This is a genomic window from Nocardia sp. NPDC004123, from assembly GCF_053603795.1.
The window spans coordinates 1-1827 of sequence record NZ_JBSGGG010000072.1; the positions used below are offsets into that span (position 1 = coordinate 1).

2 protein-coding genes and 1 pseudogene are annotated in these 1827 nt (G+C 65.0%); all 3 read right to left on the reverse strand.

Annotated elements, in window-relative coordinates; translation table 11 throughout:
• A partial coding sequence (locus ACWEQQ_RS44990; protein ID WP_452352567.1) for a UbiD family decarboxylase domain-containing protein occupies positions 1-507 on the reverse strand: 507 nt, incomplete at its 3' end.
• A 37-nt stretch (positions 508-544) separates the two neighbouring features.
• Positions 545-757, reverse strand: a complete 213-nt coding sequence (locus ACWEQQ_RS44995) for a hypothetical protein (protein WP_452352568.1) — start codon at positions 755-757, stop codon at positions 545-547.
• Positions 758-826: 69 nt separating this feature from the next.
• A pseudogene (locus tag ACWEQQ_RS45000) lies at positions 827-1726 on the reverse strand (nitrilase-related carbon-nitrogen hydrolase); the annotation flags it as partial.
• Positions 1727-1827 lie beyond the last annotated feature (101 nt).

Consider the following 1827-nt stretch of genomic DNA (forward strand, 5'->3'; position numbering starts at 1 on the left):
CCGGGGTCCGTGGATCATGCCGCGGTAGATGCCCCAGTTGGTCCAGTCGCTGTCGGGGTCCTTGGTGACGCTGACGCCGAAGGTGCCCAGATACCGGCCGCCGTCACCGGGATGACCATGGATGGCGGGCAGTCCGGTGAGGTCGGCGTCGTCGCCGAGCAGCACGTTCTGCTGGCACTCCCCCTCCGCGACGACGACGGGTTCGGTAGTACGGCCGAATCGTTCGCGATAGCAGTCGATGATGTCGTGCACATCGGTGTCGGCGGGCAGGCCGAGCGCGATCGCGACACCCCGGAAGGTCGCGAACATGTTGGCCGCCAAGCGCATTCCGGGAATCGTATCCTTGATGTAGCTGTAGATCGGTCCGGGCAGCCCGGACTCGAGGAGGTGGCGGTTGATCGCGCCGGCCTCGAGGTACGAGTCGACGGGCTCGTCGATGCCATGCATCAGCCCCGCCACGGTGAGGGTGTCCAGAAATGCTCGGAAATCGGTGCGGGCGTGGTTCATCAATCCTGCTCGGGAGTATGAGGGTCAATGGCGACGGCTACGGCCGCCACCAGGCCACGACGGCGTCCATGTCACCGTCGCCCGGCGCAGGGATATGGCGTGCGCCGGGAAATCGTTGTGCGGGTTCGGTATACGCGCGCTGCTCTACCAGGCGAGTGATATTGGCCCGGTAGATGTCATCCACCTCGGCGTGTCGCCCGGGTTCACGATCGAGCCAAAGATTGGCCGGATGGATCGGCCGGTCGTACATGCGCTGGAATAGCTCAGTGCGAATGTCCTTGAGCCAGTTTGAGTTCAGATTCATCATCCGATACTGGCGCAGCGCCTCGACATCCACAGGCGCGGCGATGATCGTGTTGGCGCCCGACGTTACCCGCCCGATCACCTGACCGTGATAGTCGACGATGTGCCCGTTGCCACCGGCGATATCCACGGGATGCTCGGCGGCGGGGCTGGAGTAGACCGGCCCGGTGTTCGGGCACACCATGTACACCCCGTTGAAGTGCGCGTGCGCCCGATTCTGCAGCAGCCAGGTGCCCCCGGCGTCCGGACCGGCCGCGGTCATCGGCACGGCCTCACTGGGCCGGTACACCACCTCGGCACCGTTGAACGCCAGTGCCCGAACGGCTTCCGGGTACTCGCCGTCGCTGCAGCAAAGGGTGCCGATATTGCCGATGTCCGGGGTCCGCAGCACCGGATAGAAGGCGTCGATGCCGTCGCCGAACAGCTCGACCCACCGATCGTAGACATCGTGTGGGGTACACGAATGCTCCCGGCACCACACATGGTTCTTGGCGGCCCGATGGACGATCTCACCCTGCGGCGAGATCACCACCATGACATTGAAGAACCGGTCCGCGATGACCTCGGGCCAGCGGGCCTTGCACTGGACAATGAGATAGGTTTCGTACAGCCGGGCCAGCGCAGCGAGACGATCGGTCTCCGGGCCGGGTATATCGATGAAAAGCTCTCTGGCGCACCGGCTGTGCGGAAGATCGAAGATCTCGTCGGTGAAGCCGGTGAGGGCCCCTTCGGCCAGAGCGACGAGTTTCACCGGCAGATTGATGCCGACGACCGACACCGCCGCATGCATGGTCTCCTCGATCGTGTCGAGGTTGCGCGCGACGTGGTCGCGCGCCCCGATGCCGTGAACGATGGTCGACAACCCAACCGCCATATACGGTGCGACCGGTGCTGCCCCGGCGGCTCGGCCGCTCATTCCGCACCGCACCAGTCGATCGCGGCTACCGCGTATGTCTTTGCGGCACAGACCAGTTCATCGATCGCGCAGCGCTCGTCCACCGCGTGCGCCATGACGAG

Bases quoted from the DNA above. Each gene is read 5' to 3' on its own strand.
- ACWEQQ_RS44995 (WP_452352568.1), bottom strand. From the start codon at position 757: ATGTACGACCGGCCGATCCATCCGGCCAATCTTTGGCTCGATCGTGAA.